Origin of the sequence: Oryzihumus sp. (assembly GCF_036391795.1) — a bacterium.
Classification (GTDB): Bacteria; Actinomycetota; Actinomycetes; order Actinomycetales; family Dermatophilaceae; genus Oryzihumus.
This window is the reverse complement of the sequence record NZ_DASVZH010000158.1, coordinates 1-3,307: the sequence shown is the minus strand read 5'-3', so window position 1 is coordinate 3,307 and position 3,307 is coordinate 1. Positions and strand designations below refer to the sequence as shown.

Sequence of the window (3,307 nt, the reverse complement as noted above, 5' to 3'; positions counted from 1 at the left end):
CGTCGAGCGCCACCTCCCCTGACTGTGCTCACCCCGGGCGGCTTTGCTCACGCCGGGCCGGTTCTCGGCGCCGAAAGCGGGACCGGCCCCGGCCTGGGCTGAGCAAAAGCGGCCTCAGCCGAGCACAGTCGCTGGGAGGTGAGGGGCCCGGCATACCGGGGCGAACCGGGGCACTTGACCCGCCGCTGAACTGTCGTTCACCCGCTGCTGGCCCGGGCGACGCCGGGAAGTTCCACAGATGGCCGGAGGCGTTCACCTGCCGTTCACCCGCGACGGGCCATCACGTCACCCAGCGTCCCTACCTTCGGTGCATGACGGGCGAGGGAGCTCGTCCCTCTGACCCTGCATACGGAAGGTACGACCACAGTGAAGATCCAGCGTCTCGGCCAGCTCACCGGCGTGGCCCTTGTTGGCACGCTTGCGCTGACGGCCTGCGGTTCCGACAACAACGCGAGCCCCGCCGCCGGCGGTTCCTCCTCCGGCTCGTCCGCCAGCGTCGCCTGCGGCAAGGGCACGCTCAACGGCGAGGGCTCCTCGGCCCAGAAGAACGCCATCGAGCAGGCCATCTCCGACTTCCAGGACCAGTGCTCCGGCGCCACCGTCAACTACAACCCGACCGGCTCCGGCGCGGGCATCAAGCAGTTCATCGCCGGCCAGGTCGACTGGGCCGGCTCCGACTCGGCCCTCAAGGACAAGCCGGCGGCCGGCTCGAGCCAGACCGAGCAGGACCAGGCCAAGGCCAAGTGCGGCTCCGACGCCTGGAACATCCCCATGGTCACCGGCCCGATCGCCGTGTCCTACAACGTCGCCGGCGTCGACAAGCTCATCCTCACCCCCGACGTGACGGCCAAGATCTTCCTCGGCCAGATCACCACGTGGAACGACCCGGCCATCGCCAAGATCAACCCCGGCGTCAAGCTGCCGGCGACCGCGATCAAGGTCTTCTTCCGCTCCGACGAGTCGGGCACCACCGAGAACTTCACCAAGTACCTCAACGCCGCCGCGCCGAAGGTGTGGACCGCCACCCCCGGCAAGAAGTGGACCGGCAAGGGCGAGGGCAAGGAGAAGTCGGCCGGTGTCGCCAACGCGGTGAAGTCCACCGACGGCGGCATCACCTACGCCGAGTGGTCCTACGCCAAGGACAACAAGCTGGGCATCGCCCAGATCGACAACGGCGCCGGCCCGGTCGAGCTGACCGGTGAGTCCGCGGGCAAGGCCGTCGCCGCCGCCACGGTCGCCGGCACCGGCAACGACCTCAAGCTCAAGCTCGACTACGCCACCAAGACCCCGGGCGCCTACCCGATCGTCCTGGTGACCTACGAGATCGCCTGCTCCAAGGCCAAGGACCCGGCCAAGGTGGAGCTGCTCAAGAGCTTCCTGAAGTTCTTCGCCTCCCCGGCCGAGCAGGCCAAGCTGCAGGACATCGGCTACGCGCCGCTGCCGACGGAGATCCAGACCAAGGTCGCCACCGCGATCAACGCGCTCTCCTGACCATGTATGCCGTGTGGCCGGCCTCGCGGCCAGAGGCCGGCCACACGGCATACCCCCCGATCTTGTCCCCGACCACGAGGTTCTGATCCAGCGTGACTTCGGCATCCGGCGTCTCGACCGCCGACAACTCCCCCGCCGCTCCGGGCCCTTCGCCCCTGAGCGGCGATGGTGCGTCCACGGGCCGTCTCGGCGACCGCCTCTTCGGCGGCGCCGCCCGCGGCGCGGGACTGCTGGTGATCGTCCTCGTGGTCCTCATCGCGACGTTCCTGCTCTCGCAGGCCATCCCCGCGATCGCGCACGACAAGGCCAACTTCCTGACCTCGACCGACTGGAACGTCGACGGCGACACGCTGAGCTTCGGCATCGCCAACCTGCTGTGGGTCACCGTGATCAGCTCGGTGATCGCGCTGCTCATCGCGGTGCCCCTGGGGGTGGGCGTCGCGCTGTTCATCACGCAGTACTCCCCCCGCTGGCTGGCCCGCCCGGCCGCGTCGCTGGTCGACCTGCTCGCGGCGGTCCCCTCGATCGTCTACGGCCTGTGGGGCCTGTGGGTGTTCGGCTCGCACCTGAACGGGATCCAGAACGCGCTGCAGGGCGCGCTGGGGTGGTTCCCCTTGTTCTCCGACACCAGCGTCAGCGAGGGCGGCACCATCTTCGTCGTGGGCGTCGTGCTCGCGATCATGGTGCTGCCGATCGTCACCGCGATCTCCCGTGAGGTGTTCGCCCAGACGCCGGTCACGCACAAGGAGGCGGCCCTGGCCCTCGGCGCGACCCGCTGGGAGATGATCCGCACCACGGTCCTGCCGTTCGGCCGCCCGGGTGTCATCTCGGCGGCCATGCTCGCGCTCGGCCGGGCGCTCGGCGAGACCGTCGCCGTCCTGATCATCCTGTCCGCGCTCTCCGGCGGCACCGCCTGGTCCTGGTCGATCTTCAACGGCGGCGAGACCTTCGCCTCCAAGATCGCCAACAACGCCGCCGAGTTCGACACCCCGCAGAAGGCGGGGGCGTTCATCGCGGCCGGCCTGGTCCTGTTCGTCCTGACCTTCGTCGTCAACGCCATCGCGCGGATCGTCATCGAGCGCCGGAAGGCCTTCACCGAATGAGCACCACGACTGACGCCCCCTCGACCCCGGCGCCGGCGCCCGCCCTGCAGCTCGGGCACAAGTCCCGCGGCCGGGCCTTCCGCAACCAGCTGGCGCGCGTGGTGATGTGGGCCGCGTTCCTGCTGGCCCTGGTGCCGCTGGTGTGGATCCTGTGGACCGTGCTCGCCCGGGGCCTGCACATGCTGCTCGGCGCCGACTGGTGGACCCACTCCCAGCGCGGCATCACCTCGCGGATGGTCGGCGGCGGCGCCGTCCACGCCATCCAGGGCACGCTCATCCAGGCCGCCGTCACCGCCGTGATCGCGGTGCCGATCGCCGTGATGACCGCGATCTACCTCGTGGAGTACGGCCGGGGCCGCTTCGCCCGGGCGGTCTCGTTCATGGTCGACATCCTCACCGGCATCCCCTCCATCGTCGCGGCGCTGTTCATCTACGCGGTGTGGGTCACGACGTTCGGCTTCCAGCGGGTGGCGTTCGCCGTCTGCCTGGCGCTGGTGCTGCTCATGGTCCCCGTGGTCGTGCGCTCCACCGAGGAGATGCTCAAGCTGGTGCCGAACGAGCTGCGCGAGGCGTCCTACGCCCTCGGCGTGCCGAAGTGGAAGACGATCGTGCGGATCGTGCTGCCCACGGCGTTCTCCGGCATCGTCACCGGCGTGCTGCTCGGCCTGGCCCGCGTCATGGGCGAGACCGCGCCGCTGCTGATCCTCGGCCCG

At 69.8% G+C, this 3,307-nt stretch carries 3 protein-coding genes; all 3 read left to right on the top strand.

Annotated elements, in window-relative coordinates:
* The first annotated feature begins 366 nt into the window (after positions 1 to 366).
* Positions 367 to 1,491 (top strand): phosphate ABC transporter substrate-binding protein PstS, encoded by a 1,125-nt coding sequence (pstS, locus tag VF825_RS09630; RefSeq protein ID WP_331112630.1) that lies wholly within the window; start codon positions 367 to 369, stop codon positions 1,489 to 1,491.
* A gap of 92 nt (positions 1,492 to 1,583) precedes the next feature.
* Positions 1,584 to 2,594, top strand: a complete 1,011-nt coding sequence (gene pstC / locus VF825_RS09625) for a phosphate ABC transporter permease subunit PstC (protein WP_331112628.1) — start codon at positions 1,584 to 1,586, stop codon at positions 2,592 to 2,594.
* A partial coding sequence (gene pstA, locus VF825_RS09620) for a phosphate ABC transporter permease PstA (RefSeq protein ID WP_331112626.1) occupies positions 2,591 to 3,307 on the top strand: 717 nt, incomplete at its 3' end. The genes pstC and pstA, both read left to right, overlap by 4 nt.